Origin of the sequence: Lentzea alba (genome assembly GCF_011067745.1) — a bacterium.
GTDB classification, from domain to species: Bacteria; Actinomycetota; Actinomycetes; order Mycobacteriales; family Pseudonocardiaceae; genus Lentzea; species Lentzea alba.
The window spans coordinates 359,706-384,643 of the sequence record NZ_JAAMPJ010000002.1; the positions used below are offsets into that span (position 1 = coordinate 359,706).

The window sequence follows — 24,938 nt, forward strand, 5'->3', positions numbered from 1 at the left end:
TGAAAGCTCCCCTCATCAACCTCCCATACCGGACAAACGGGGCGCCCCGTGAGGGACGCCCCGTTCTCAGCGCAAGATCAACTGGTGCAGGAGTGCGAGGTCACTCGCCGATGACCGGCTTCGCGGCCTTGGGCGGGTCGACCAGGGCCTCGCCCTCGATCCGCACCTTCCGCTTGTGCTCGCCGTTGCCACCCTGCTGACCGCCGGCACCGGCGCCCATCGGAGCGCCACCCATCATGCCGCCGGCCGCGCCACCGGAGCCGCCACCGCCAGGTCCGTGCGGGACGCCACCGGCCGCCGCGGCGCCACCGCCGCCGCCTGCCGCCATGACACCCGCCGCGCCACCGAACTGCGTGGCCGCGGTACCACCGGCGCCACCGCCACCGGCCGGGCCGCCGCCGAAGCCGGGGGGCATGCCCCCGCCACCGCCGCCGCCCATGCCCTTCGGGATGCCGCCGCCACCGCCACCACCGCCGCCACCACCGGCCGCGGTGGTCGTGCCGTGGTCCACCGGCGTGAAGGTCGGGCGGTCCACCGGCGTGATGGCCGGGCGGTACCAGTCGGTGTTCGGCGCGCTCGGCGTGGTGCCGAACGACGGCGGCTTGCTCACGTTGCCGCCGGACGCCGAGGTGTTGTCCGCCGGCTCCCAGTGACCGGGAACCCAGCGGCCCTGACCGGTGCCCGTACCGGGCGCACCGGGGCCGCCGACGCCGCCCGCGCCACCACCCGCGCCACCGCCGGGGTGACCGGGAGGAAGCGTTCCGGGCGGCCTGCTGCCGGGGTAGCTGCCGGGCTGACCGGGCAACGGCGGGAACGGCCGCACCTGGCCGCCCGCGCCACCGCCGGCGCTCCACCCGTCCGGGTAACCGCCCTGAGCGCCACCGGCGACCGGCTGGAACGGGTTGACCTGAGGGCCCGCGCCCGACTGACCGAGGCCGCTGCTGCCGGGAACGCCACCCGCACCGCTCGTGTAGGTGCCGCCCGCACCGGCGGACGCGCGGTCCTGCTGGTCGGCGCGGATGCCGTCGAAGCCGCCCTGGGTCTGCCGGGTGATGCCGCCGGCACCGCCTCCGCCGCCCTTCTGCGCCATCGAGGAGATCGCGTCGATGACCTGCTCGGCGACCTTGGCGATCTGCGAGACCGACTTGATCAGGTTCATCAGCTTCTGCACGGAGCCGACGAGCTTCTGCAGGAAGTCGGCGAGCTTCTTCGCGTAGTTGACCGCGGTCGTGACGATGTCCGCGATCGCGCCCGCGATGGCCGCGCCGAACGTCAGGAACGACGCCGCCAGCCACTGGATGATCTTCATGACCATGTCGGACACGGCCTGGCTGATGAGGTCCATGATCATCTTGCGGACGGTGCCGACGAGCTCGCCCGCGCCCTTGACCGCCCCGGCGATGCCCTCGACCGACTTGGCGAGGGTCTCCAGGCCACCGGCGTGCTTCTTGGCCGCGGCGCGGTAACCGTCAGCCGCGCGGCCCTCCCACTCGCGGGTCTGCGTGACGCAGATCTTCTCGTACTCGCGCGCGATGTCGTGGACCTGCTTGCCCGCGCTCTTGAACGACTCCGACATCTTGGCGATCGACTCGGGGCTGCCGAGCAGGACGTCGAACGGCTCGCGCAGGAAGTCGACGTGCTGGATGGCCCAGCTGAAGCCGGCGGAGAGGAAGCCGCTCAGCGGGTTCGACGCCATGCCGACGATGCCCATGGCCGAGTTCGCGATGCCGAGGCCCGCGTTGACCCAGTCGCCGCGCTCGATGGCGGAGTAGGTGTTCGAGATGGAGCTGATCAGCTGCTGAGGGTCGGTGCCCTTGGCCTGCGACGCTGGGGCGTTCATCCCCGGCCTCCCTTGAAGCCGAACATGTTGTCGAGGTCGACCTGTTCGTACTGCTCGATGGTCTCCTTGAGACCGGTGCCCATGTCCATCAACGAGTTCGCGGCCTTGCCGAGCATGTCCTGCGACAGGCCGGCCCGCTCGAGGACGTTCTGGGCGAGGAACCCGAGGAAGACTCCGAACGCCTCGGTGGTGAGCGCACCGGGATCGCACGTCTCGGTGGCCTTGCGCATCCGTTCCATGAGCCGGTCCACGCTCTTGGCGTGGTTTCTCAGCTCATCGAGATCGATGTTGAAGTGTGCTGACTGCATCGCCGAACCCCCTCCTCCTGCACTCAGGCCATGACGTCGGGCGGGTTGGTGAAGTACTCGTCGTCGGGCCGCGTGTCCTTGCGCTCCAACTCCGACTTCGGTTCTTCCTCGTCGGTTCCGTCGCCCGCGTATCCGTTCGGCATCTGCGCCTTCACGAACTCGAGAGCGGGGCTGTCGCCGACGAAGTCGGTCATGATCTGCACGACCCGCCCGGACGCGTCTCGCTGGGCCTTCGCCGAGGCGGTGAGCACCGCGGAGGCGATCTCGCTGGGGTCCATGCCGCGGGCTTCGGGCTTGATCTGGAGATCGGTCAACACGCCGGTGGCGTTGACGGTCACCGTGATCAGGCCGTCCGGTGAGCTGGCGCTCCCGCCCACACCACCGAGTTGGTCGCGGGCCTGCTCAGCGTGCTGCTTCGCCTGCTCGATCTTGGCCCCGTACTGCGCGAGCCACTGATCGGGGTCAATGGGCTGCATGGTCACCCCCGTTGAGTGAATTGGTCGTTCGTTCGATTCGCCGTAGACGCCCGTATCGTTTCACTCGTTCCCTGCTCATCGATACTTTGAGTCCGATTACGACCATCCGGGCTAACGAAGGGGTGCACCGTGCCTGAGGGCGTGCTGGAGATCGACCGGATCTCCAAGCGCTACGGAGAGGTGGTCGCCCTGCGGGACATGTCTTTCGACGTGCGTGCGGGCGAGCTCTTCGGGTTCGTCGGCAGCAACGGCGCCGGGAAGACCACGACCATGCGCATCGCGCTGGGAGTGCTCGCGGCCGACTCCGGCGAGGTGCGGTGGAACGGGAGAACCGTCGACCTCGACACGCGCCGCCGCATCGGTTACATGCCGGAGGAACGCGGCCTCTACCCGCGGATGAAGGTGCTCGACCAACTGGTCTACCTGGCCGAGCTGCACGGCATGAGCACCAACGAGGCGCACACGAGCGCGGAGAACTGGATCGCGCGCCTCGGGTTGCGCGACCGGCGTGCCGACGAGGTGCAACGGCTGAGCCTCGGCAACCAGCAACGCGTCCAGCTGGCCGCCGCGCTGGTGCACGAGCCGGACGTGCTGGTGCTCGACGAGCCGTTCTCCGGCCTGGACCCCGTCGCGGTGGACGTGATGAGCCAGGTGCTGCGCGAGAAGGCGTCCTCCGGGGTGCCCGTCGTGTTCTCCAGCCACCAGCTCGACCTGGTGGAACGGCTGTGCGACCGGGTCGGCATCGTGAGCGCCGGCTCGATGGTCGCCGTCGGAACGGTGGACGAGCTCCGGTCCGGCGGGGTGTCGCGACTTGTCGTTGAGTCGCCAACCACCGACTGGACTGCCACCCTTGGTGGAGTGCGGGTGATCGAGAAGAACGGGACGCGTTGCGTGCTCGAGCTCGCCGACGGCGTGGACGACCAGTCCGTGCTGCACGCCGCGCTCGCAGCAGGTCCCGTGCACGAGTTCTCCCGGCAGCGGCCCTCGCTGACCGAGTTGTTCCGCAACGTGGTGACCACCGAGGCGAGGATCGCATGACGTCGGCCCGAGCCGTCTCGTTGGTGGCAAAGCGAGAGTTCGTCACGAAGGTGCGCACCAGGTCGTTCCTGATCGGCACGGCGGTGATCATCGCCGTGCTCGCCGGGTACGTGGTGCTGCAGTCGGTGTTGTTCGACGACCAGCAGCGCAGCGTCGTCGGGCTCTCCGGACAGGCGACGCAGCTCGCGGATCCGTTGCGGGAGAAGGCGAGGTCGTTCGGCATCGACGTCGAGACGCGGGACGTCACGACGACGGGCGACGCCGAGGAGCAGGTCCGCGACGGCAAGCTGGACGCCCTGGTCACCGGTGCGCCACCGTCGTTGAAGATGATCGTCAAGGGCTCCGGCAACGACGTGCTCACGACCGCGCTGAACGACGTGCTGCGCCAACAGGTGTTAGTCGCGCAGCTGGCCGAGGCGGGCATCACGCCGCAGCAGGTCGCGCAGAACCTGGCGAACGTCGAGGTCGCCGTGACGGCACTGGATCCCGTTGACCCGCAACGAGGTCAGCGTCTCGCGATCGGCTTGATCGTGGCCGCGCTGCTGTACTACTCGCTGCTGGTCTACGGCACGATGGTCGCCCAGGGCGTGGTCGAGGAGAAGTCCAGCAGGGTCGTCGAGATCCTGCTCGCGACCGTGCGGCCGTGGCAGTTGTTGCTGGGCAAGGTGATCGGGCTCGGCGCGGTCGGCCTGTTGCAGTTACTCGTGATCTCCACGGTCGGTCTAGGACTTTCGTCGGCGTTCGACGTGATCGACGCCGGAGCCCTCGGCGGGACGGCGCTGTTGACCGGAGTCCTGTGGTACCTGCTGGGATTCTTCTTGTACGCCACGGTGTTCGCGGCGGCCGCGTCACTGGTGTCGCGGCAGGAGGAGCTGCAGTCGGTGCTGACGCCGATCAGCATGACGATCATCGTGGCGTTCGTGGCCGGCATCAACCTGATGATCGGCAGCCCGTCCGGCCCCACGGTCACGTTCCTGTCGCTGCTGCCGCCGTTCGCCCCGATCCTGATGCCGGGCCGGATGGCGATGGGCGTGGCGACACCGTGGCAGGTGGTCCTGGCGATCGTGCTCGCGCTGGCGGCCATCGCGGCGATCACCTGGCTGGGCGGCAAGGTCTACGCGAACGCCGTGCTGCGGACGGGCGCTCGCGTCAAGCTCCGCGAAGCGCTCAGGCTTTGATCTGCTGGTAGCGGTCGAGCGCCACCTGGCGTTCGACCGCGTGGTCCACGATCGGCGGGATGTCCGGCGAGTCCGGCGCGTACCTGCGGACGTACGCGCCGTCCGGGTCGAACTTCTTGGCCTGCGTGGCCGGGTTGAAGATCCGGAAGAACGGCGCGGCGTCCGTGCCACAACCGGCGACCCACTGCCAGTTGTGCTGGTTCGAGGCGAGGTCACCGTCGATCAGGTGCTTCATGAAGTGACGCGCGCCCCACCACCACGGCAGGTGCAGGTCCTTGACCAGGAAGCTCGCCACGATCATGCGCACCCGGTTGTGCATGAAGCCTTCCTGCAACAACTGGCGCATCCCGGCATCGACGATCGGGTAGCCGGTGCGGCCCTGCGTCCAGGCCTCGAACAGCTCGACGTCGTTGTCGTGCGTCATCCTGTCGAACTTGCGGTCGTAGTTCTCGCGCGCGGTCTCCGGCCTGTGCCACAACACGTCGGCGTAGAACTCGCGCCAGGCCAGCTCGCTGCGGAACGTGCCGTCGCAGTCCCGCAGCAACGTCCTGGGGTGCAGCACGCCCCACCTCAGGAAGGCGGACAGGCGGCTGGTCGCGTCGAGGTCCGGCCGGTCGCGGGTCTTGTCGTAGTCCTCCAGCCGTTCGTCGCGGAACTCCTCCCACAGCTTCATCGCGTCCGGGAGTTGTTCTTTGACAGCGGGAAGTTCGACACTGTGGTCCGGTTTGGTCCAGTCCAAAGTGGACGCGTCGGTGTCCGCGGGTTTGCGCCAGCCGTGCTCCAGCCAGGAGTTGCGGAACGGCGTGAAGACCTTGAACGGCGTGCCGTCCTGTTTGCGCACCCGGCCCGGCGTCACGGCGTACGGCGAGCCGGAGCGGACGAGTTCGATGTCCCCCAACGCTTCCTCGACGGCCTCGTCCCGGCGGCGCCCGTACGGCGCGCAGTCCGCGGAGATATGGACGCTCCCCGCACCGATCTCCTGCGCGACCTGCGGAACCACCTGCACCGGGTCGCCGTGCACGACCATCAACCGGCCGTCGAGTTCATCGTTCAGCGCGTGCAAACACCGGTGCAGGAAATCGATTCGCGGCTGTCCGGACGGTTTCAGCAACCTGTCGTCGAGAACGAATAGCGCGAGCGCGCGAGGCGACCTTTCCGCGGCGGCAAGAATCGCGGGATGATCGGATGTCCGCAAATCTCTGCGGAACCAGACGAGCGATGGAGAACTCACCACTCGACGCTAAAACGAACGGGGCGCGCCTGCATGACAGGCGCGCCCCGCACGGGTGAAGCGGTGAAGATCAGCGGTTCTCCATCGCGATGAAGTCGCGCTCGGTCGGGCCGGTGTAGATCTGCCGCGGGCGGCCGATCTTGGTGGCCGGGTCGTTGATCATCTCGCGCCAGTGCGCGATCCAGCCGGGAAGCCGGCCGAGCGCGAACAGCACGGTGAAGAACTTGGTCGGGAAGCCCATCGCCCGGTAGATCAGACCCGTGTAGAAGTCCACGTTCGGGTAGAGCTTGCGGGAGATGAAGTACTCGTCGCTCAGCGCGGCCTCTTCCAGCTGCTTCGCGATGTCGAGCAGCTGGTCGTCGGCGCCGAGCTTGTTGAGGATCTCGTCGGCCGTCTTCTTGATGATCGCGGCACGCGGGTCGTAGTTCTTGTAGACCCGGTGGCCGAAGCCCATCAGGCGGACGCCGTCCTCCTTGTTCTTCACCTTGCTGACGAACGCCTTCACGTCGCCGCCGTCGGCCTTGATCTTCTCGAGCATCTCCAGCACCGCGCTGTTCGCGCCGCCGTGCAGCGGGCCGAACAGGGCGTTGATGCCCGCGGAGATGGACGCGAAGAGGTTCGCCTCGGACGAGCCGACCAGGCGCACGGTCGACGTGGAGCAGTTCTGCTCGTGGTCGGCGTGCAGGATGAAGAGCAGGTCGAGCGCGCGGACCAGGTCCGGGTCGAGGTCGTAGGCCTCGGCCGGGAAGCCGAAGGTCATCCGCAGGAAGTTCTCCACCAGGCCAAGGGAGTTGTCCGGGTAGAGGAACGGCTGACCGACCGACTTCTTGTACGCGTAGGCCGCGATGGTCGGCAGCTTCGCGAGCAGGCGGATCGTGGAGATCTCCACCTGGTTCGCGTCGAACGGCGACAGCGAGTCCTGGTAGAAGGTCGACAGCGCGGAGACCGCGGAGGACAGCACCGGCATCGGGTGCGCGTCACGCGGGAAGCCGTCGAAGAAGCGCTTGAGGTCCTCGTGCAGCAGCGTGTGCCTGCTGATCTTGGAGGAGAAGTCCTCGAGCTGCGCGGCGGTCGGCAGCTCGCCGTAGATCAGGAGGTAACTGACCTCCGCGAAGTTCGAACGCGCGGCCAACTGCTCGATCGGGTACCCGCGGTAACGCAGAATTCCGGCGTCACCGTCGATGTAGGTGATCTCGGAGGAGCAGGAGGCCGTGTTGACGAAACCGGTGTCCAGGGTTACCAGACCGGTGGTCGACAGCAGCTTGCCGAGTTCGATGCCGGACGCGCCTTCGGACGCCGGCACCACCTTCATCTCGAGCTCTCCGCCCTCATGGCGCAGCGCGACGGTCTGTGGGTCGGTCGGCGCAGTCGTCGCGTCGGGCATTCAAGTCCCTCTCAACGCTCGGACGGGGTGGCGGCAGGCCACGCTGGGCCTGCCGTCGTCTCGGACCACCCCGTTGGGATCTGAGTCTTCAAGTTCACTCACGCTAGTCGGCGGAAGGCCCGCCTCGCAGCAGCGGTATGAACCGATTCTGTGAGATGGGACCGGCATCACATCCGTAATGCCAGTTTCTAGCGCGGCTACCCCACGGTAGTCCGATCCCCGGCTTTATCCACCCAACGCGGCGGTGAGTTCGCTCGCAAAAGGCGGTTCGGCACCGGCGCGCGAACATGTGATCGCGGCGGCGGCACCGGCATGGGCCAATGCGTCGGTCCATTCCTCGTTCGTGAGCGCCCGCACCTTCTCCACGCTCAACGCGTCGTGGTCGTGCAGCCACGCGAGCAGGGCACCTTGCACCGTGTCGCCCGCCCCGATCGTGTCGACCACGTCCACCTTCACCGGCGGCACGTCGACCTGGCCCGTGGCGGTGATCACGGACAGTCCGTCACCACCCTTGGTGAGCACGACGGCGGCCGGTCCCTGTGAAATCCACGTCCTTGCGATCTCGATCACGTCGCTGTCCTCGGCGAGCCACTGCGCGTCCTCGATCGACACCTTCAGCAGCCCGACGTCCGGCAGCCACGACCGGAACCGCTTGCGGTAGGCGCCCGGATCGTCGATCAAACCTGCCCGGATGTTGGGGTCCAGCACGGTGAGCAAGCGCTTGCTCTCGCGCCGCAGCACCGTCTCGTAGACGGACGCACCGGGCTCCAGCACCAACGACAACGTGCCGAACGACACGGCTTTCGCGTCCAGCGGCAGCGGCCCGGGATCCTCGACGAGCCGGTCGGCCGTGCCGTCGACGTAGAACGCGTAGCGCGCACTGCCGTCCTCGGCGAGCCCGACGACGGCGAGCGTGGTGTTCTCCGGTCCGCGCTGGACCAGACCGGTCTCCACGTTCGACGCGTGCAGCCGCTTGATCAGCTGCCCCCCGAAGTGGTCGGTCGACACCCTGGACAGGAAGCTCGTCGGCACGTCCAGGCGTCCGAGCGCGATGGCGACGTTGTACGGCCCGCCACCGAGCTTCGGCGCGAGCGGCGTCAGCTCGTCCTCGCCCACCGGCACCATGTCGACCAGCGCCTCACCAGCAACCACGATCACTGCGTTCTACTCCTTCTGGGAGGCCCCGTTCCGCTGCAGCCCATCCAACAACAGTTCGCCCAGCGCGGTGAACGCCTCGGCGTCCGAAACGCCTGCCCGTTTTGTGAGGACACCCGTCTGGATGCTCTCGATGAGCAACCCGGCCATCTCGGCGAACAGCGCCGCGTGCACCTCGCGGAAGACGTGCCGCTCGACACCGTCCTGGATGAACGCCTTGATGCGCTCGGCCGCAGCGCGCGCGTTGCGTTCGTAGGTGGCACGCGTGGGCGGGAAGTCCGAGACGTCCGCGATGAACGCCGCCGAGGCCTTGTTGAGCTCCTCCGCAGCCCCCGCGAGGTAGCTGCCGATGCGTTTGCGCACGTCGTCGAGGCCGGCGATGCGCTTCTCGATGCGTTCGGCGGCACCCTTGAAGTACCGGCCGACGACCCGCACGGCCAACTGTTCTTTGCTGCCGGCGAGCGCGTACAGCGTCGATTTCGAGCAGTGCAACCTGCCCGCGATGTCATCCAGCGTGAGATGACCGAAGCCCTCGGTGAGGAAGAGCGCTTCCAACCGGGTGAGCAGCTCAGCCTGCCGCTGCGTGAGAGCCCGCGTCATGGTGAGGACCTTGCCACACTCACTGGTAACTGTACTGGCGTACGTCCTACAGTACTACTACCAGTACACACCGGAGGTCGACGATGCCCGCCGAGCGGTTGCTCCCCACGCAAGAGGCCGAGGACCTGATCGCGCTGGTCAAGGAGATCGCGCGGGACGAGCTGAAGCCGCACGCCGCGGACGCCGAGGAGAACGAGAAGTTCCCTCGCGACGCGTTCCGCCTGCTGGGCAGGTCGGGCCTGCTGGGCCTGCCGTACTCCGAGGAGTTCGGCGGCGGCGAGCAGCCCTACGAGGTGTACCTGCAGGCCCTCGAAGAGGTCGCCTCAGCGTGGATGACGGTCGCCGTCGGTCTCTCCGTGCACGTCATGTCCTGCTACGGCCTAGCCACCTTCGGCACCCGCGAGCAGCAGGACCGCTGGCTCCCCGAGATGCTCGAAGGCGAACTGCTGGGCGGCTACGCCCTGTCCGAGGTCCAGGCGGGCTCCGACCCGGCCGCCATGTCGACCAGGGCCGTCCGCAAGGGCTCCGAGTATGTCGTGAACGGCACCAAGGCGTGGATCACGCACGCCGGCGCCGCCGACTTCTACACGCTCATGGCCCGCACGTCCCCAGACGCGGGCCGCGGCATCTCCTGCTTCCTGGCCCCCGGCGACGCCGAGGGCATCACCGCCGCCACGCCAGAACGCAAGATGGGCCTCACCGGCTCGATCACCGCGCAACTGGCGTTCGACGACGTCCACTTCGGCACCGACCGCCTGATCGGCAACGAGGGCGACGGCCTCAAAATCGCACTGTCCGCTTTGGACTCAGGCCGCCTCGGCATCGCCGCCTGCGCCGTGGGCCTCGCCCAAGCCGCCCTGGACGAAGCCGTCGCATACGCCAAGACCCGAACCCAGTTCGGCCGCCCGATCATCGAGTTCCAGGGCCTCGAATTCCTGCTGGCCGACATGGCCGCAGCAGTCGAATCCGCCCGCGCCACCTACCTGCAGGCCGCCCGCAGGCGCGACCGAGGCCTCCCGTTCCGCCAGCAGGCGTCGATCGCCAAACTGGTCGCCACCGACGCGGCGATGAAGGTGACGACCGACGCCGTCCAGGTGCTGGGCGGCGCCGGTTACACCCGCGACTTCCCGGTGGAGCGCTACATGCGCGAGGCCAAGGTCCTGCAGATCTTCGAAGGCACCAACCAGATCCAGCGCCTGGTGATCGGCCGGGGCCTCCGCTAGTCGCTCTCGCGGTAGAAGGGGTCGGCCACGACCCCTTCACCCTTGCTCTCGTCCCACGTGTAAACCTCGCGCCCCTGCACGTACACGTGCAGCGCCCGGCTCATCACGTCCAGCGGATCCCCGGACCAGATCACCACATCGCCGTCCAGCCCGGGCTTCAACGCACCGACCCGATCGTCCAGCCCCATGATCCTGGCCGGGTTCGTCGTGATGCTCCGCAACGCGGTGTCGCTGTCCAGCCCTTCCTTGACCGCCAACGTGGCCTGGTGCACCAGGAAGTGAATCGGCACCACCGGGTGGTCCGTGGTGATGGCCAACTCCACCCCGGCCCGCGCCAGAATCCCGGGATTGCGCAACCCACGGTTCCGCAGCTCCACTTTGGACCGAGCGGTGAACAACGGCCCGATGATCACCGGAATCTGCTTGTCCGCAATGACATCCGCGATCAGATGCCCTTCCGTACCGTGGTTGAGGATCAGCTTGTACCCGAACTCCTCAGACAACCGAATGGCCGTGGCGATGTCGTCCGCCCGGTGCGCGTGCTGACACCACGGCAGCTCACCACTGACGACCTTGCCCAGGATCTCCAGGGTGTTGTTGCGCTCGAAGGCCTTCCCGTCAGCCTCCGCCTCGGCCTTCTTGGCCAGGTAGTCCTGTGCCTTGGTCAACTCGTCCCGGATGACCGCCGCGACCCCCTGCCGAGTGGACGGCAACTTCCCCTTGTCCCCGTACACCCGCTTGGGGTTCTCCCCAAGCGCACTCTTGACGCTGACCGGCTCCCTGACGAGCATCTCGTCAACCGTCCGCCCCCAACACTTCACAGCGACCGTCTGCCCACCGATCGGGTTGCCCGACCCGGGCTTGATCACCGCCGTGGTCACCCCACCACTGAGCGCATCCGCAAACCCCAGGTCAGCGGGGTTGATGGCGTCCAACGCCCGCATCCGCGCCCCAACAGGATCCGTCATCTCGTTGGTGTCCTGACCGGCCCACCCCTCGGCCTCCTCGTGGACGCCGATGTGCCCGTGCGCCTCGACGAAGCCGGGCAACACCCAGGCCCCGTCGGCGTCGACGACCTCAACCCCGTCCGGAATGTCGACGTCCATGCCAACCGCGACGATCTTCCCGTCCTGGATGAGAACGGTGCCGCCCTCGACAGGCTCCCCGTCGACGGGCACGACGTAGCCCCCGGTGATCGCGATGTTCATGGTTAGCAACGCTAACGGTTAGCCGGTCCGTCGGCCACCCCGAGATCTGCGGCCAGGTTGCTACGAACCCAGCGGCCGAATCCCCCACCGAGCGCCCCAGGACTCACCGGGCGCGACCCAGATCAGGTCGACTCCTGAGTTCAACGCGTCCGGCGGACAGGTCATCGGCTCGATCGCCACGGCTCGCCCCCGTCCCGGGTAGGAGTCCGGCGTGTAGACCTGCACCCACTTGAAAGCGGGGTCTGCCCAGACTTCGACGCCGCCGTCCTCCGACTCGAGCGAGTGGTGCACCAGTCCGTCCCGCGCCGGCTCGCAGCCCCCGAACGGCGTGTCCAGGCGAACCCCGTCCAGCGCCCGCCCACCCCGGAAGTCGAACTCGGTCCCCTCCACCGGCACAGCCGCCCCAGAAGGCACCATCCGAGCAGTGTCCAACGGCAGCACAGTCGTAGCCGCCAACGTCAAAACACAAGAATCGGTATCAGCAAGACCGGCCCGCGGATAAGGATGCGTCCCCACCCCGAACGGCGTAGCAACATCCCCAACGTTCTTGACCCCGTGCGTAACCGTCAGCCCACGATCATCCAGCGCGTACGACACCGTGACGTCCAAAGCCGCAGGCCACCCGGCCTGGGGCTCGATCAGGGCCCGCAACGACACCAACGACCCGGTGTGCTCCAAAACGGACCAGGGCCGACGCCGCACGAGCCCGTGAATCGCGTTCCCCCGAGCCGGCTCAGTGACCTCCAGCTGCTGAACAACCCCGTCCAGCACCCACGAAGCCCCAGCAGTCCGGTTGGGCCACGGCACCAGGACGGCGCCAGCGCTCATCGGCGGTTTCTCGTCCGGCCCGAACGTCTCCACATACGGAACGCCGTCCACCTCGAAAGACCGCAGGCCCGCGCCTACCGTCGTGATCACGGCGGTGGCACCCTCGTACGAGATCCCCAACATGAGGCTGAAGCCTACGGGGCCAGCGGAAGGATTTGCTCGTGAAGGTTCATCACCTCAACTGCGCCACGATGCGCCCGCCCCTGGTCGCGGGCGGCATCGTCGCCCACTGCCTGCTGATCGAGACCGATCAGGGCCTCGTCCTGGTCGACACGGGCTTCGGCACGAACGAGGTGACCAACCCGAAGGGCACCATCGACCCGCTGAGCCGCACGCTGCTCAAACCGGTCCTCGACATCAACGAGACCGCGATCTTCCAGGTCGAGAAGCGCGGGTACGGGGCCGAGGACGTCCGGCACGTCCTGCTCACCCACCTGGACCTGGACCACGCGGGCGGTCTGCGCGACTTCCCGAACGCCACCGTGCACGTGCTGGACACCGAGCTGGAGGCCGCGACCAGCCCCAGGAACGCCAAGGAACGGGCGCGGTACCCGAAGGCCCAGCGCGAGGGCGTCAACTTCCAGACGCACAAGGCCGAGGGCGAGGACTGGTTCGGGTTCGAGGCCGTGAAGAACATCCCCGGCCTGCCCGAGGACGTCCTGATGGTGCCGCTCATCGGCCACACGCGCGGCCACACCGGCATCGCCGTCAAGGGAGAGGACGGCTGGCTGCTGCACGCCGGCGACGCGTACTTCTACCGCGGCGAGATCGAGACGCCGCCGAGCAACATCTTCGCCCTCAAGCTCACCGCCAAGCAGACCGAGACGATCCGCGCGCAGCGTCTGTCCAACGTGGAACGCCTGAAAGAGCTCAAGACCACCGGCGAGGCCGAGATCTTCTGCGCTCACGACCCGGTAGAGCTGGCCCGGCTGGCGTGACGTTCATCCACCAGATCAGGCTCGACCAGCAGCACGACACGCGCCGGTACCCGTTCACGCTGCCGGTCGTGCAGCACCTGATCAGGAACCCGATCGAGCTGACCAAGCCCGTCACGTTCCTGGTCGGGGACAACGGCGCGGGCAAGTCGACGCTGGTCGAGGCGATCGCGGTGGCGGCCGGCTTCAACGCGGAGGGCGGCTCGCAGTCGTTCCGCTTCGCCACCAAGGCGACCGAGTCGTCGCTCGGCGACCACCTGACGCTGCGCTGGGGCACCCGCAAGCCGCGGACGGGGTTCTTCCTGCGCGCCGAGTCGTTCTACAACGTCGCGACGGAGATCGACCGGATCGGCGAGGGCATTCACGCCTCGTACGGCGGGAAGTCGTTGCACGAGCGATCGCACGGCGAGAGCTTCATGGACCTCATCGCGCACCGGTTCGGCGGCCGAGGGCTCTACGTGCTCGACGAGCCGGAGGCGGCGCTGTCCGTCAAAGGATGCCTCACCGTGCTGCGGCACATGAAGGAGCTCGTCGACGAGGGCTCGCAGTTCATCATCGCCACGCACTCGCCGATCCTGCTCGCGGCGCGCGACGCCGCGATCCTGGAGATCACGGACGGGGCGATCGACGAAGTTCCTTATGACGCAGCGGAACCGGTCGCGCTCACCCGGAACTTCCTGAGTGAGCCCGACCGGTTCCTGAGGCACCTGCTGGACTGAGAACTACTTGCCGAGCTTCTCCGGGTGGATCTCCACCTTGCCGTGCAGCACACGGTTGATCACCCAGAGCACGAGACCCGCCAGCAGCAGGTAGCCCGCGATCTTGTAGTCGTCCCACGGCCGGCCGGACAACACCGGCATCGCGAGGTACGCGCACGTGATCGAGCCGAGCACCGGCGCCCACGTCGGGGCCCTGAAGTGCTTGTGCTCGGCCTTCTCCCGGCGCAGCACCAGACACGCGACGTTGACGATGGTGAAGACCACCAGCAGCAGCAACGACGTCGTGCCGCCGAGCTTGCCGATGTCCGCGGTCGACACCAGTATCACCGCGACGCCGGTGGTGAAGACGATCGAGATCCACGGCGTGCGGCGGAACGGGTGCACGGTTCCGAAGAACTTCGGGATGATCTTCTCGTTCGACATGCCGTAGAGCAGGCGCGACGCCATCAGCATGTTGATCAGCGCCGAGTTGACCACGGCCAGCAGACCGATCAACGCGAAGATCCACAGCGGGAAGCCGGGAGCGCCGACGGTGACGACCCTCAGCAACGCGCTGCTGCCCGCCTTCGCGAGCTCGTCGGACGGGATCAGCAACGACGAAGTGATCGCGACCAGCACGTAGATCGTCGCCGCGATGCCCATGCCCCAGAGCATCGCGCGCGGGAAGATCTTGACCGGGTCGCGGCACTCCTCCGCCATGTTCACCGAGTCCTCGAACCCGACCATCGCGAAGAACGCGAGCGCCGTCGCCGAGGTGACCGCGAGCATCACACTGCTGCCGGACGGGACGTGGATCTCGGTGAGCCTGCTGGGCTCACCGTCACCCGCGATGACGGCGTACGCGCCGATCAGGATGATGATCACCAGGCCGGACAGCTCGATGCAGGTCAGCACCACGTTGGCCTTGACCGACTCGGACACTCCGCGGAAGTTGATGATCGCCAGCGCCGCGATGAAGATGACCGCGATGCCGGTGATCACCAGCGACTCCGGGCTGAGCGCGACGTCGAAGAACTCGACCAGCAGCTGCCGCAGGTAGGTGCGGCCGAACGCGAGCGCCGCCGACGAGGCCGAGGTGATGCCCGAACACATGACCGCGAACGCGACCATGAACGTCAGGAAGTGGATCTTGAACGCTTTGTTGGTGTAGAGCGCGGCACCGGCCGCCTTGGGATATTTCCCGACGAGCTCGAGGTAGCTGAACGCGGTCAGGAACGCGACCACGAACGCGAGCAGGAAGGGCAGCCACAACGCGCCGCCGATCTTGCCGGCGACGTTGCCGGTGAGCGCGTAGATACCGGTACCGAGGATGTCGCCGACGACGAAGAACAGCAGCAGCTTCGGGCCGATTGCCCGATGTAGCTCTGGTTGCTCCGTTTGTGGAGTCGCTTCAGCCATGCCAATTGATTCTGCCCGTTTTGCCTGGGTACCAAGACAGCTCAGCGCCGACCTCACCCATATGGTGGAACCATGAAACGCACGGCAACTCTGCTCGTCGCGGCCCTCGCGCTGACCGCCTGCACGTCGTCGGAGCCGTCCTCCACACCTGAGCGGCAGCCCGACGTGAAGAGTCTCGTCGCCGCCGTGACCAAGGCGGTCGACGAGAAGGCGGCCTACCACTTCACCATCGCGCCACCGACCGCGGGCGGGGTCACCGCCCCGGCGAACGGCTCGGTCCGGCTCACCGGCAACGGCGACGCGAGCATCGAAGCGACGACCACCCGCGCCGTGCAGACGGGCGGCAAGGCCGAGGAGCTGCGGTACGTCTCGACCACGCAGGACGCCGCGTTCGTGAAGCTGCCTCCGGTGTTCGGTCTGCAGGCGGCAAAGCCGTGGATGAAGCTGCAGCGCGCGGACACCGACGAGTTCACCAACACCCTGCTCGGGTTCCACGACGTGATCTACCAGCAGGCCGTCTTCACGACGTACCACCTGCCGGTGATCGGGGCGGGTGGCGAGCTCAGGCTGACCACGCAGGTCGCGGACCGGACCCACTACTCGATCCTGGTGGACTACCGGAAGGCCTACGACACGCTCACCGACGAGGCACTGCGCAACGAGGTCAAGCTCGCCCTCGACCAGAACGTCTCGAGCGCGGTCGCCGAGATCGAGTTGGACACCAGCGGCCTGCCGACGCTCATCAGGTTCTCGACTCAGTTCCAGAACGCGATGATCGTCGACGAGACCCGCTTCTCCGACTGGGGCGGCAACATCCAGATCACCGACCCGCCGTCGAACGAGATCAGCCCTCGGATCTGACGCGATAGCGCCAGATCGTCGGCAGCAACGCCACCATCACGACGGTCGCGACGACCACCAGCACCCCACCCGCGGTCACCGCCGCGGCAGTGCCGAACGCCGCGCCACCCGTGCCGTGCAACAGGTCCGCGATGCGCGGCCCACCCGCCACGACCACGATGAAGACGCCCTGCATCCGTCCGCGCATCTCGTCCGTCGCGGCCGACTGCAGGATCGCGCCCCGGAACGCCATCGACACCATGTCCGCCGCACCGGCCAGCGCCAGGAACGCCGCCGCGACCCACAACGAGCCGGCCAGGCCGAAGCCCATGATCGCGACACCCCAGCCGATCACGGCCAGCACCACCGCGACACCGTGCCGGTTGACGTTCGAGATCCACCCGGACGTGAGCCCGCACAGCACCGCGCCGACCGGAATCGCCGCGAACAGCACGCCCAGCGCGAACCCGCCACCGGCCGGGTCGCCGAACGTGTGCTGAGCCATCTCCGGGAACAGCGCCCGCGGCATGCCGAAGACCATCGCGATGATGTCCAGCAACATGCTCGCCAGCAACACCTTCTGCGCCCACAGGTAGACGAACCCGTCCAGCACGTCCCGCAACCCCGCGCGCCGCACCACCCCGTCCAGCGGTGGCATCGGCGGCAGCTTCCACACCGCGTAGACCGTGACGACGAGCGCGATCGCGTCCACCAGGTACAGCGTCGAAAGCCCGACGACCGGCATCAACGCACCCGCGAGCAACGGCCCGAGCACCGCACCGAACTGCATGACCGTCGACCCCAGCGCCCCGGCCGACGGCAACAGCTCAGCCGGCACCAGCCGCGCGATCGAAGCCTGCCGAGCAGGCGCGTTGGCCGCGAAGAACACCTGCTGCAGGCCGAGCAACGCGATCACCAGCCACACCGAGCCGATGTTCACCGCCGCCTGCACCCACAGCAGCACCGACGACACGGCGATGCCGATGTTGGTGACGAGCAGCAGCTTGCGGCGGTCGACCGTGTCCGCGATCGCGCCGCCCCACAGCCCGAAGACCAGCAGCGGAACCAACGCGACACCAGCGGCGATGCCGACCCACGCGGACGACCCGGTGAGGTCGTAGACCTGCTTGGGCACAGCAACGGCGGTGAGCTGGGAGCCCACCGCCGTCACGATCGTGGAGAGCCACAACCGGCGATACGCGACGATCTTCAACGGTCGAGTGTCGATCACGAACGTCGAGCGCGCGCTTCTCCCCAGGGTGGCCACTTCGTTAGCTTATGGCAACTAACAAGCCCTTTACGTGAGGTTGTCGTCAACACCACTTCAGAGACGAACCGGGTAGACCGGTTCCGGCACCTTCGGACTGATCCGGCCCTCGACGAAGATCCCGTGCCAGATCATGAAGCACAGCAGGGACCACAGCTGCCGCGACCGGTCGAACTGCTCCGACTTGTGCTCTTCCAACAACGCGTACACCGCGTTCTTGTCGAGCAGGTGCCCGGTCTGCGAGTCCGCGATGATCCCGCGCGCCCAGTCGTACATCTCGGCCCGCAACCAGTGCCGGATCGGCACCGGGAAGCCCAGCTTGGGCCGGTTCAACACGTGCGCCGGAATGGTCTTCGCCAACGCCTTGCGCAGCGCGTACTTGGTCGTTCCCTCGGTCAGCTTCTGGTCGAGCGGCACCTCGGCGGCAACCCGGAACACCTCGGGATCGAGGAACGGCACCCGCAGCTCGATCGAGTTCGCCATGGTCACCTTGTCGGCCTTGACCAGGATGTCCCCGCGCAACCACGTGAACAAATCGATGTGCTGCATCCGCGCCACCGGATCCCAGCCCTCGGACTCGCGGTACCAGGGAGCAGTCACGTCCTGGAAGCCGACGCCCTCCACATACCCCGGGAACACCGCCCGCACCTGCGCATCACTGAAGTTGCGAGCGTTCCCGTAGTACCGCTCCTCCAACTTCAACGCCCCGCGCCGAAGCAAGTCCTTGCCCCGCACCCCTTCCGGAATGCTCTTGGACACCGCCCCCATCAACTTGCGAACGCTGCCCGGCACCTTCTCGAACGGCGACAACGACAACGGTTCGTGGTAAATCACGTACCCGCCGAACAGCTCGTCCGCACCCTCGCCCGAAAGCACAGCCTTCACGTACTTCCGCGCCTCCTTGGCGATGAAGTACAACGGCACCAACGCCGGGTCAGCCACCGGATCGTCCAAGTACCAGAGGATCAGCGGCAGCTCTTCCATCATCTCGTCCGGCGACACCGTCCTCACGACGTGCCGCACCCCGATAGCCGCCGCCGTCTCCGCGGCAACGTCCACCTCGGAGTACCCCTGACGATCAAACCCGCTGGTGAACGCAATGAGGTTCGGGTTGTGCAACTTCGCCAACGTAGCCGTGGCCGTCGAGTCGATCCCGCCCGACAAGAACGCGCCCACCGTGACATCGGGGTCCGAGATCATGTGCTTGGCCACCGAGTCCCGCATGACCTCGGCAATGCGCTCGTGCAGCGCCTCAGCCTCGTGCTCGCTGTTCACCGGCCGAGGCGTGAACACCGGCTTGAAGTACCGGTTGAACAGCACCTGCCCACCAGGCGAAACCTTGAACGACGTCCCGGACTCAACCCGCCGGATCGCCTTGTGCAACGACTCGGGCTCCGGCACGTACTGCAACACCAAGTAATGCTGCAGCGCCGTCTGATCCAGCTCCTGACTGATCCCCAACACACCGGTCAGCTGCAACAGCGACTTCTTCTCCGACGAGAACGCCACCCCACCAGGCCCAGCAGCCCAGAACAACGGCTTGATCCCAAACGGATCCCGCGCGCCGAAAACCACCCGCTCCTGCGCGTCCCAGATCATGAAGGCGAACATGCCGCGCAACTTCTTGACCCAGTCCGCCCCGCGATAGTGGTACCCGGCAACGATCGCCTCGCCGTCACCCTCCGTCTTGAACTGAGCCCCGAAGTGCATGGCCAACTCGGCCCGCAACTCCTTGTAGTTGTAGATCTCGCCGTTGAAGTTCAACGTGTAGCGGGTCGGGTTCTCCGGCGGCCCCCACACCAACGGCTGGTGGGAGTGCTCCAGGTCGATGAACCCGAGCCGGTTGAACCCGTAGACGACCTCAGCATCAGCCCAGGTGTCCTGCTCGTCGGGCCCACGGTGCCGCTGGCAGCGCAGCGCTGCGGCCACTGAGCCGCGAGCGGAGGCCGCAGCGGCTTCGGTGGAACAGATGAGTCCGAGCACTCCGCACACGTGAAATCGCACCTCGTAGTTCGCTGTGGCTGAAAACCCAGTATGCCCGTGCACAAATCGGGCACTTCCCGCAGCCTGAGGACGCGCGAACCGGAGGTCAGGTTCACCGTGACGGCGAAGGCGCCCCTCGAACATGCAAAAGGGACGCCTCCCGCCCACAGGAGACGCCCCATCCGCAAAAGTCTCGACAACCTCTACGTGCTGGCCCTACGGAGCAACCCGCTCCACCTGCCAAGAATCCCGTCCCAACCGGAACCGCAACCGGTCATGCATCCGATCCCGCCGTCCCTGCCAGAACTCGACCTCCTCAGGCCGAATCCGCCACCCACCCCAATGCGGCGGCACAGGAATCCTCTCCGTGTCAGCGAACTGCCGCTCGATCTTGTGCAGCGCGGACTCCAAAGTGGACCGCCCACCCACTACTCGAGACTGCGGCGAAGCCCAAGCCCCGATCTGCGACCCACGAGGCCGGGAGTTCCAGTACTCAGCGGTCTCCACCGGCCCGACCTTCTCCACCACCCCACGCACATGCGCCTGACGCTGCATCGCGAACCAGGGGAACGTGGCAGAGGCGTACCGAGTAGCCATCAGATCGTGCGACTTGTTGGAGGTGTAGTTCGTGAAGAACACCAACCCCCGAGCGTCCAGCCCCTTGGCCAGCACAGTCCGCGAGGAAGGCCGGCCCTTGGTGTCGGTGGTGGCGAGCACCATCGCGTTCGGCTCCGGCAGCCCAGCACCGGAAGCCTGGTCGAGCCACAGCTGGAGCTGTTCGTGCCAGGTGGCGGCAAGCTCCGACTCGCTGAGCGAGCCCTGCTCGTAGGACACGCGCATCGCGGGAAGAGCGATGTTCGTGGTCTCCGTCATCGGCGAACCTCCAAGCGGCGGCAGAACTCGTGGTCCCTGGACCCGCGACCATACGCACGGCGAACCGATCCCGAAACCGCCTGCGTGGTGATGGCCACCACCTGAACGGTGACTGTCCGTACAAAGAACAGTTCTGTATCGAGTCCGTGATCGAGTCAGATGGCGTCGAGCACACGTGTGACCGTGACCACGTCATCACCCAGTGCGGTGGCAAGACTTCCGCCCGCTGCCAAAGGAACGACGTTCCACCACTCACCGCCATCCGACTCGCGCGCCACCGCGTCCAGCATCAGCGACGTTCCGACGACGCGCTTGCCCGCGAGCCCTGCCGGAGACGAGTCGACCGCCGCGTCTCCGACCACCAGCTGTTGGTGCAACACCGGCTTGCCGCAACGGGTTGCGCGCACCGAGGTCGACAAGGACCCAGACGTTTCGCCCACGCGGCCGAGCACCAGGACCTCGCGCAGCAGCAACTCAGCGTGACCGTCCAATTCGGCCTCCACCACTGCGGTGTGGCAAGCCCGGCCCGTCACGACCGTCGGCTCGGGGAGGTAGCGCACCGAACCCTCCACCGAGAACCTCACCGAAGACGAGGAGGGCAAACCGGTCGGGCCGGGCAGCATCAACGTCGCCGCCACACCGCGCAGATCGAGCGATGCTCCGGGTCCGACTTCGACCGTCAGCTCCAAGGAGTCGCCCCCGAGAGGTGACGTCACGGAACTGACGAGGTGCACCAACGCGACCGGCCCCACCCGCCGAGCGGGCACCAACGTCAACGGCGCTTGAGACCGCAGGACCCGCACGACGCTGTTGCCGTGCGAGTCCAGCGACACCACCAACCGAGCTGCTGCCTTCATCGAAGAACCGTCACAGCTGGGCCAGCACCCACTTGGCGACCTCGGGCGCGTCCGGCGTCTCCACCAGCGACTGGGCGATGACGGGCAGCTCGCCGCGCATCCGGTGCGCGTCCGAGATCATCACGTCCATGTCCGCGCCGACGAACGGCGCCAGGTCGATCTTGTTGATGACCAGCAGGTCCGCGGTCGTGACGCCGGGGCCGCCCTTGCGCGGCACCTTGTCGCCGCCGGCCACGTCGACCACGAAGATCTGCCGGTCCACGAGCCCGCGGGAGAACACCGCCGTCAGGTTGTCCCCACCGCTCTCGATGATCACGAGGTCCAGCCCCGAGAACCGGTGCTCCAACCTCTCCACCGCGTCGAGGTTCGCGGTGATGTCGTCGCGGATCGCCGTGTGCGGGCAACACCCCGTCTGCACGGCCTCGATGCGCGACGGGTCCAGCACGCCCGCGCGACGAAGGAAGTCCGCGTCCTCGGTCGTGTAGATGTCGTTGGTGACGACCGCCAACTCCAGCTGTGACCCCAAAGCGCGGCACAGCGCGGCCGTCAGCGCGGTCTTGCCGCTGCCGACCGGGCCGCCGATGCCGATCCGCGGTGCGGCGCCGTGGTGGTGATCATGCGGGTCGGGCCCGTGGTTAGCTCCCAAAGAGACGCACCCCTTCACGTCGAACATGTGCCTCGGCCAGGAGATCCAAGGCAGGTGAACCGAGCGCGGGCAGTTCCTTGCACGCCCGCGCGGCGACGTCTTCGACGGGAAGCGCCGCCACGATCGCGTTGACCCCGAACGGGTCCAGTCCGAGCAACCTGACCGCCGCCGACGCCGGCCCGCTGACGGCCAGGTACGCGCAGGTCAAGGCAGCCTCATACGGCTCACCGGTCAGCACGCCGATCACCAGCGGCTGGTGCGGATCCCGCGGCAGGGCAGCGAGCCGCGCGGACGGCCAGGCGCGCCGAGCCGCCCGCAACATCCCACGTCCCTGCGCCCGCGAGGCCTCGCGCTGAGCGGGCGACGGCGTGCGCGCGTCCAACTCGGCGTCCAGCAAATCGAGATCCTCACCGCGAGCCGCCGCGGCCGCGAACCCGGCCGCCAGCAACCCGGCGGTGAGCAATCGCCCGTGCAGGAACGACTCCAGCGACGGCTCGTCGACGACCAACCCGCGCGCGGCGGCCTCCTCGAGGCCGCCGGAGTGCACGTGTCCGCCGCCGGGGAACCGGGAGTCGGCGAGGATCAGCGCGGTCAGCATCAGAACAGGAAATACCGTTGGGCCATCGGCAGTTCCGCGACGGGCGAGGGCCCCACGAGCGAACCGTCGACGTGCACGGCGAAGCTGTCCGGATCCACCCGCACGTCCGGCATCGCGTCGTTGTGCACCATGTCCGCCTTGGTGACCGACCGCGTCGACGAAACCGGCAGCACCCGGCGTGCGTAGCGATCACCGATCCCGGCCTCGATCGCCTCGGGCGCAACGAAGAACACCGACGACGCCGCGCCGGCCGTGGCACCGAACATCGGCCGCGCCCACACCGGTTGCGGCGTCGGGATCGAGGCGTTGGCGTCACCCATGGCGCCCCACGCGATGAACCCGCCCTTCAACACCACCGACGGCCGCACGCCGAAGAACTTGGGCTCCCACAACACCAGGTCGGCGAGCTTGCCGACCTCGACCGACCCGACCTCGGACGCGATTCCGTGCGCCAGCGCGGGGTTGATCGTGTACTTCGCGACGTAGCGCTGGGCCCGCAGGTTCGAGTCCATGGACCGGCGCGACGACATCACGTGCGCGGTCTGCCAGGTCCGGATGATCACCTCGCCGACCCGGCCCATCGCCTGCGAGTCGGACGAGATCATCGAGATCGCGCCCAGGTCGTGCAGCAGGTCCTCGGCCGCGATCGTGGTCGGCCGGATCCGCGACTCCGCGAACGCCAGGTCCTCCGGCACGGACGGGTTGAGGTGATGGCACACCATCAGCATGTCGAGGTGTTCTTCAAGCGTGTTGACGGTGTGCGGGCGCGTCGGATTCGTCGACGACGGCAGCACGTTCGGCAGCGAGACGACCCGGATGATGTCCGGCGCGTGCCCGCCACCGGCGCCCTCCGAGTGGTAGGCGTTGATCGACCGGCCACCGATGGCGTCCACGGTGGACTCCAGGAACCCGGCCTCGTTCAACGTGTCGGTGTGGATCGCGACCTGCACGCCGGACTCGTCCGCCACCCGCAGGCAGGCGTCGATCGCGGCGGGCGTGGTGCCCCAGTCCTCGTGCAGCTTGAACCCGCCGGCGCCGCCAGCGAGCTGTTCGCGCAGCCCTTCGAGCGAGACCGTGTTCCCCTTGCCCAGCAACAGAACGTTGATCGGCATGTGGTCCATCGACGTCAGCATGCGGTCGAGGTACCAGGCGCCCGACGTGACCGTGGTGGCCTTGGTGCCCTCCGCCGGACCGGTACCGCCACCGATCAACGTCGTCAGCCCGGACGCCAGGGCCTCGTCCACGATCTGCGGGCAGATGAAGTGCACGTGGCAGTCGATGCCGCCGGCGGTCAGGATCTTCCCGTTGCCGGACAGGATCTCCGTCGACGGCCCGATGACCAGGTCGGGGTGGACCCCGTCCATCGTGTCCGGGTTGCCGGCCTTGCCGATCGCGACGATCCGCCCGTCGCGCACGCCGACGTCCGCCTTGACGACACCCCAGTGGTCGAGGATCACCGCACCGGTGATGACCAGGTCCGGAGCGCCCTCGGCCCGGGTCGCGACGCCCTGTCCCATCGACTCGCGGATGACCTTGCCGCCGCCGAAGATCACCTCGTCGCCCGACCCGGCACCGCGTGACCGGTCCTCGGTGACCTCGATGAACAGGTCGGTGTCGGCGAGCCGGATCCGGTCGCCGACGGTCGGCCCGAGCAGTTCGGCATAGCGCTCGCGGTCGATCATCGCTGCAACCCCCGGACAATCCTCAAGCCTGCCAACGGAACCAGCGTGACCTCGCGTTCGACGCCCGGCTCGAACCGGACGGCGGTGCCCGCCGGGATGTCCAGCCGATACCCGAACGCGGCCTCGCGATCGAACTCCAGCCCCGTGTTGACCGAGGCGAAGTGGAAGTGCGAGCCGACCTGAACAGGCCGGTCGGCGGCGTTGACCACCACCAGGGTCACCCGCGGCCGTCCGGGGTTCAGCTCGACGGGCTCCGAGCCGACGACGACCTCACCCGGAGCCGGACCGGCGGAGGGCGCGATCGGGTGGTGCACGGTGACGAGCTTCGTGCCGTCCGGGAACGTCGCCTCGACCTGGACCGAGTCGATCATCTCCGGCACCCCGCGCATGACCTGCTCCGGCGCGAGCACCGTGCGGCCGCTCTCCATCAGGTCGCTGACCGTGCGGCCGTCCCGCGCGCCTTCCAGCACGTGGTCGGTGATCAGCGCGACGGCTTCGGGGTAGTTGAGCAGCACCCCTCGTTCCAACCGGCGGCGGGCCACGTCGGCGGCGACGTGCACGAGGAGCTTGTCGCGTTCATGCGGCGTCAGATGCACCCGTTTGTTCTAACACGCGAAAGCGCGCTATCGCGGAGTGGAAACACGGTCGAAACACGGCCGCGTGTCCACCGA

Annotated in this window: 24 protein-coding genes; 6 read left to right on the plus strand and 18 right to left on the minus strand. The window is 67.6% G+C overall.

The annotated features are described in order from the left end of the window. Positions 1-100: 100 nt before the first annotated feature. From G7043_RS10015 to G7043_RS10025, 3 genes are read right to left on the minus strand one after another with little or no spacing between them, the layout of a single operon-like run. Positions 101-1,840, minus strand: a complete 1,740-nt coding sequence (locus G7043_RS10015; RefSeq protein WP_166045295.1) for a WXG100 family type VII secretion target — start codon at positions 1,838-1,840, stop codon at positions 101-103. Further along, positions 1,837-2,148 (minus strand): hypothetical protein, encoded by a 312-nt coding sequence (locus G7043_RS10020; RefSeq protein ID WP_086666278.1) that lies wholly within the window; start codon positions 2,146-2,148, stop codon positions 1,837-1,839. Before G7043_RS10020 ends, G7043_RS10015 begins: the two co-directional genes overlap by 4 nt. A 23-nt stretch (positions 2,149-2,171) precedes the next feature. Then, the gene (locus G7043_RS10025) at positions 2,172-2,624 is read right to left on the minus strand and encodes a YbaB/EbfC family nucleoid-associated protein (RefSeq protein ID WP_086666297.1); all 453 of its coding nucleotides are present in this window, start codon (positions 2,622-2,624) and stop codon (positions 2,172-2,174) included. Between the two features lie 129 nt (positions 2,625-2,753). On the opposite strand from G7043_RS10025, the gene G7043_RS10030 reads away from it, so the two are divergent. Both G7043_RS10030 and G7043_RS10035 read left to right on the plus strand, forming a co-directional pair. Next, on the plus strand, positions 2,754-3,662 hold the full coding sequence (locus tag G7043_RS10030; protein WP_166045296.1) for an ABC transporter ATP-binding protein: 909 nt from the start codon (positions 2,754-2,756) through the stop codon (positions 3,660-3,662). After that, positions 3,659-4,840, plus strand: coding sequence for an ABC transporter permease (locus G7043_RS10035; protein WP_166045297.1), 1,182 nt, complete (start codon positions 3,659-3,661; stop codon positions 4,838-4,840). The genes G7043_RS10030 and G7043_RS10035 overlap by 4 nt, the downstream gene beginning before the upstream one ends. On the opposite strand, the gene G7043_RS10040 is transcribed toward G7043_RS10035, so the two are convergent. The 4 genes from G7043_RS10040 to G7043_RS10055 form a co-directional block, all read right to left on the minus strand. Next, the gene (locus tag G7043_RS10040) at positions 4,830-6,071 is read right to left on the minus strand and encodes a cryptochrome/photolyase family protein (protein WP_166045298.1); all 1,242 of its coding nucleotides are present in this window, start codon (positions 6,069-6,071) and stop codon (positions 4,830-4,832) included. The genes G7043_RS10035 and G7043_RS10040 overlap by 11 nt on opposite strands. Before the next feature lie 70 nt (positions 6,072-6,141). Further along, entirely contained in the window at positions 6,142-7,455 is a 1,314-nt protein-coding gene (locus tag G7043_RS10045; protein ID WP_166045299.1) for a citrate synthase, read from the minus strand. Between the two features lie 225 nt (positions 7,456-7,680). Then, the gene (locus G7043_RS10050; RefSeq protein WP_166045300.1) at positions 7,681-8,613 is read right to left on the minus strand and encodes a carbohydrate kinase family protein; all 933 of its coding nucleotides are present in this window, start codon (positions 8,611-8,613) and stop codon (positions 7,681-7,683) included. A 6-nt stretch (positions 8,614-8,619) separates the two neighbouring features. Further along, entirely contained in the window at positions 8,620-9,210 is a 591-nt protein-coding gene (locus tag G7043_RS10055; protein ID WP_166045301.1) for a TetR/AcrR family transcriptional regulator, read from the minus strand. Positions 9,211-9,293: 83 nt separating this feature from the next. Here G7043_RS10055 and G7043_RS10060 point away from each other — a divergent pair, with 83 nt between their 5' ends. Continuing rightward, positions 9,294-10,433 carry an acyl-CoA dehydrogenase family protein gene (locus G7043_RS10060; RefSeq protein ID WP_166045302.1) on the plus strand — a complete coding sequence of 380 codons (1,140 nt, stop codon included), beginning with the start codon at positions 9,294-9,296 and terminating at the stop codon, positions 10,431-10,433. Here G7043_RS10060 and G7043_RS10065 read toward each other — a convergent pair. Both G7043_RS10065 and G7043_RS10070 read right to left on the minus strand, forming a co-directional pair. Further along, a complete protein-coding gene (locus G7043_RS10065; protein WP_166045303.1) occupies positions 10,430-11,641 on the minus strand; it encodes an amidohydrolase in 1,212 nt (403 codons plus the stop codon). The genes G7043_RS10060 and G7043_RS10065 overlap by 4 nt on opposite strands. Positions 11,642-11,701: 60 nt before the next feature. Beyond that, positions 11,702-12,592, minus strand: a complete 891-nt coding sequence (locus tag G7043_RS10070) for an aldose 1-epimerase family protein (protein WP_166045304.1) — start codon at positions 12,590-12,592, stop codon at positions 11,702-11,704. 38 nt (positions 12,593-12,630) lie between these two features. Between G7043_RS10070 and G7043_RS10075 the strand changes: the two genes are divergently transcribed. Beyond that, a complete protein-coding gene (locus G7043_RS10075) occupies positions 12,631-13,407 on the plus strand; it encodes an MBL fold metallo-hydrolase (protein WP_166045305.1) in 777 nt (258 codons plus the stop codon). Further along, positions 13,404-14,123, plus strand: coding sequence for an AAA family ATPase (locus tag G7043_RS10080; RefSeq protein ID WP_166045306.1), 720 nt, complete (start codon positions 13,404-13,406; stop codon positions 14,121-14,123). The genes G7043_RS10075 and G7043_RS10080 overlap by 4 nt, the downstream gene beginning before the upstream one ends. A 3-nt stretch (positions 14,124-14,126) precedes the next feature. Here G7043_RS10080 and G7043_RS10085 read toward each other — a convergent pair whose 3' ends face one another. Then, positions 14,127-15,521, minus strand: a complete 1,395-nt coding sequence (locus G7043_RS10085; protein ID WP_166045307.1) for an APC family permease — start codon at positions 15,519-15,521, stop codon at positions 14,127-14,129. Between the two features lie 72 nt (positions 15,522-15,593). Here G7043_RS10085 and G7043_RS10090 point away from each other — a divergent pair, with 72 nt between their 5' ends. Next, positions 15,594-16,382 carry a hypothetical protein gene (locus tag G7043_RS10090; protein ID WP_166045308.1) on the plus strand — a complete coding sequence of 263 codons (789 nt, stop codon included), beginning with the start codon at positions 15,594-15,596 and terminating at the stop codon, positions 16,380-16,382. Here G7043_RS10090 and G7043_RS10095 read toward each other — a convergent pair. The 8 genes from G7043_RS10095 to G7043_RS10130 all read right to left on the minus strand — a co-directional run bounded on the left by G7043_RS10095 (position 16,366) and on the right by G7043_RS10130 (position 24,863). Continuing rightward, positions 16,366-17,628, minus strand: a complete 1,263-nt coding sequence (locus tag G7043_RS10095) for an MFS transporter (protein ID WP_313887783.1) — start codon at positions 17,626-17,628, stop codon at positions 16,366-16,368. The genes G7043_RS10090 and G7043_RS10095 overlap by 17 nt on opposite strands. A gap of 57 nt (positions 17,629-17,685) precedes the next feature. Further along, the gene (gene asnB, locus G7043_RS10100; protein WP_166045309.1) at positions 17,686-19,620 is read right to left on the minus strand and encodes an asparagine synthase (glutamine-hydrolyzing); all 1,935 of its coding nucleotides are present in this window, start codon (positions 19,618-19,620) and stop codon (positions 17,686-17,688) included. A gap of 207 nt (positions 19,621-19,827) precedes the next feature. Continuing rightward, the gene (pdxH, locus tag G7043_RS10105) at positions 19,828-20,484 is read right to left on the minus strand and encodes a pyridoxamine 5'-phosphate oxidase (protein WP_166045310.1); all 657 of its coding nucleotides are present in this window, start codon (positions 20,482-20,484) and stop codon (positions 19,828-19,830) included. A 155-nt stretch (positions 20,485-20,639) separates the two neighbouring features. Then, positions 20,640-21,341 (minus strand): urease accessory protein UreD, encoded by a 702-nt coding sequence (locus tag G7043_RS10110; RefSeq protein WP_166045311.1) that lies wholly within the window; start codon positions 21,339-21,341, stop codon positions 20,640-20,642. Between the two features lie 10 nt (positions 21,342-21,351). Then, complete coding sequence (gene ureG, locus G7043_RS10115; protein ID WP_313887784.1) at positions 21,352-21,987, minus strand: urease accessory protein UreG; 636 nt, start codon at positions 21,985-21,987, stop codon at positions 21,352-21,354. Beyond that, positions 21,977-22,588: an urease accessory protein UreF gene (locus G7043_RS10120; protein WP_166045718.1), complete on the minus strand. Its 612-nt coding sequence runs from the start codon at positions 22,586-22,588 to the stop codon at positions 21,977-21,979. Before G7043_RS10120 ends, ureG begins: the two co-directional genes overlap by 11 nt. Continuing rightward, on the minus strand, positions 22,585-24,267 hold the full coding sequence (locus G7043_RS10125) for an urease subunit alpha (RefSeq protein ID WP_166045312.1): 1,683 nt from the start codon (positions 24,265-24,267) through the stop codon (positions 22,585-22,587). Before G7043_RS10125 ends, G7043_RS10120 begins: the two co-directional genes overlap by 4 nt. Continuing rightward, on the minus strand, positions 24,264-24,863 hold the full coding sequence (locus G7043_RS10130; protein WP_166045313.1) for an urease subunit gamma: 600 nt from the start codon (positions 24,861-24,863) through the stop codon (positions 24,264-24,266). The genes G7043_RS10125 and G7043_RS10130 overlap by 4 nt, the downstream gene beginning before the upstream one ends. Positions 24,864-24,938: the final 75 nt, after the last annotated feature.

Excerpts from the sequence above, each read along its gene's own strand:
- G7043_RS10015 (WP_166045295.1), bottom strand. The coding sequence starts at position 1,840 with ATGAACGCCCCAGCGTCGCAGGCCAAGGGCACCGACCCTCAGCAGCTG.
- G7043_RS10020 (WP_086666278.1), bottom strand. The coding sequence starts at position 2,148 with ATGCAGTCAGCACACTTCAACATCGATCTCGATGAGCTGAGAAACCAC.
- G7043_RS10110 (WP_166045311.1), bottom strand. The coding sequence starts at position 21,341 with ATGAAGGCAGCAGCTCGGTTGGTGGTGTCGCTGGACTCGCACGGCAAC.
- G7043_RS10085 (WP_166045307.1), bottom strand. The coding sequence starts at position 15,521 with ATGGCTGAAGCGACTCCACAAACGGAGCAACCAGAGCTACATCGGGCA.
- G7043_RS10035 (WP_166045297.1), top strand. The coding sequence starts at position 3,659 with ATGACGTCGGCCCGAGCCGTCTCGTTGGTGGCAAAGCGAGAGTTCGTC.
- G7043_RS10060 (WP_166045302.1), top strand. The coding sequence starts at position 9,294 with ATGCCCGCCGAGCGGTTGCTCCCCACGCAAGAGGCCGAGGACCTGATC.
- pdxH (WP_166045310.1), bottom strand. The coding sequence starts at position 20,484 with ATGACGGAGACCACGAACATCGCTCTTCCCGCGATGCGCGTGTCCTAC.
- G7043_RS10025 (WP_086666297.1), bottom strand. The coding sequence starts at position 2,624 with ATGCAGCCCATTGACCCCGATCAGTGGCTCGCGCAGTACGGGGCCAAG.
- G7043_RS10045 (WP_166045299.1), bottom strand. The coding sequence starts at position 7,455 with ATGCCCGACGCGACGACTGCGCCGACCGACCCACAGACCGTCGCGCTG.
- G7043_RS10090 (WP_166045308.1), top strand. The coding sequence starts at position 15,594 with ATGAAACGCACGGCAACTCTGCTCGTCGCGGCCCTCGCGCTGACCGCC.
- G7043_RS10125 (WP_166045312.1), bottom strand. The coding sequence starts at position 24,267 with ATGATCGACCGCGAGCGCTATGCCGAACTGCTCGGGCCGACCGTCGGC.
- G7043_RS10070 (WP_166045304.1), bottom strand. The coding sequence starts at position 12,592 with ATGTTGGGGATCTCGTACGAGGGTGCCACCGCCGTGATCACGACGGTA.
- G7043_RS10055 (WP_166045301.1), bottom strand. The coding sequence starts at position 9,210 with ATGACGCGGGCTCTCACGCAGCGGCAGGCTGAGCTGCTCACCCGGTTG.
- G7043_RS10065 (WP_166045303.1), bottom strand. The coding sequence starts at position 11,641 with ATGAACATCGCGATCACCGGGGGCTACGTCGTGCCCGTCGACGGGGAG.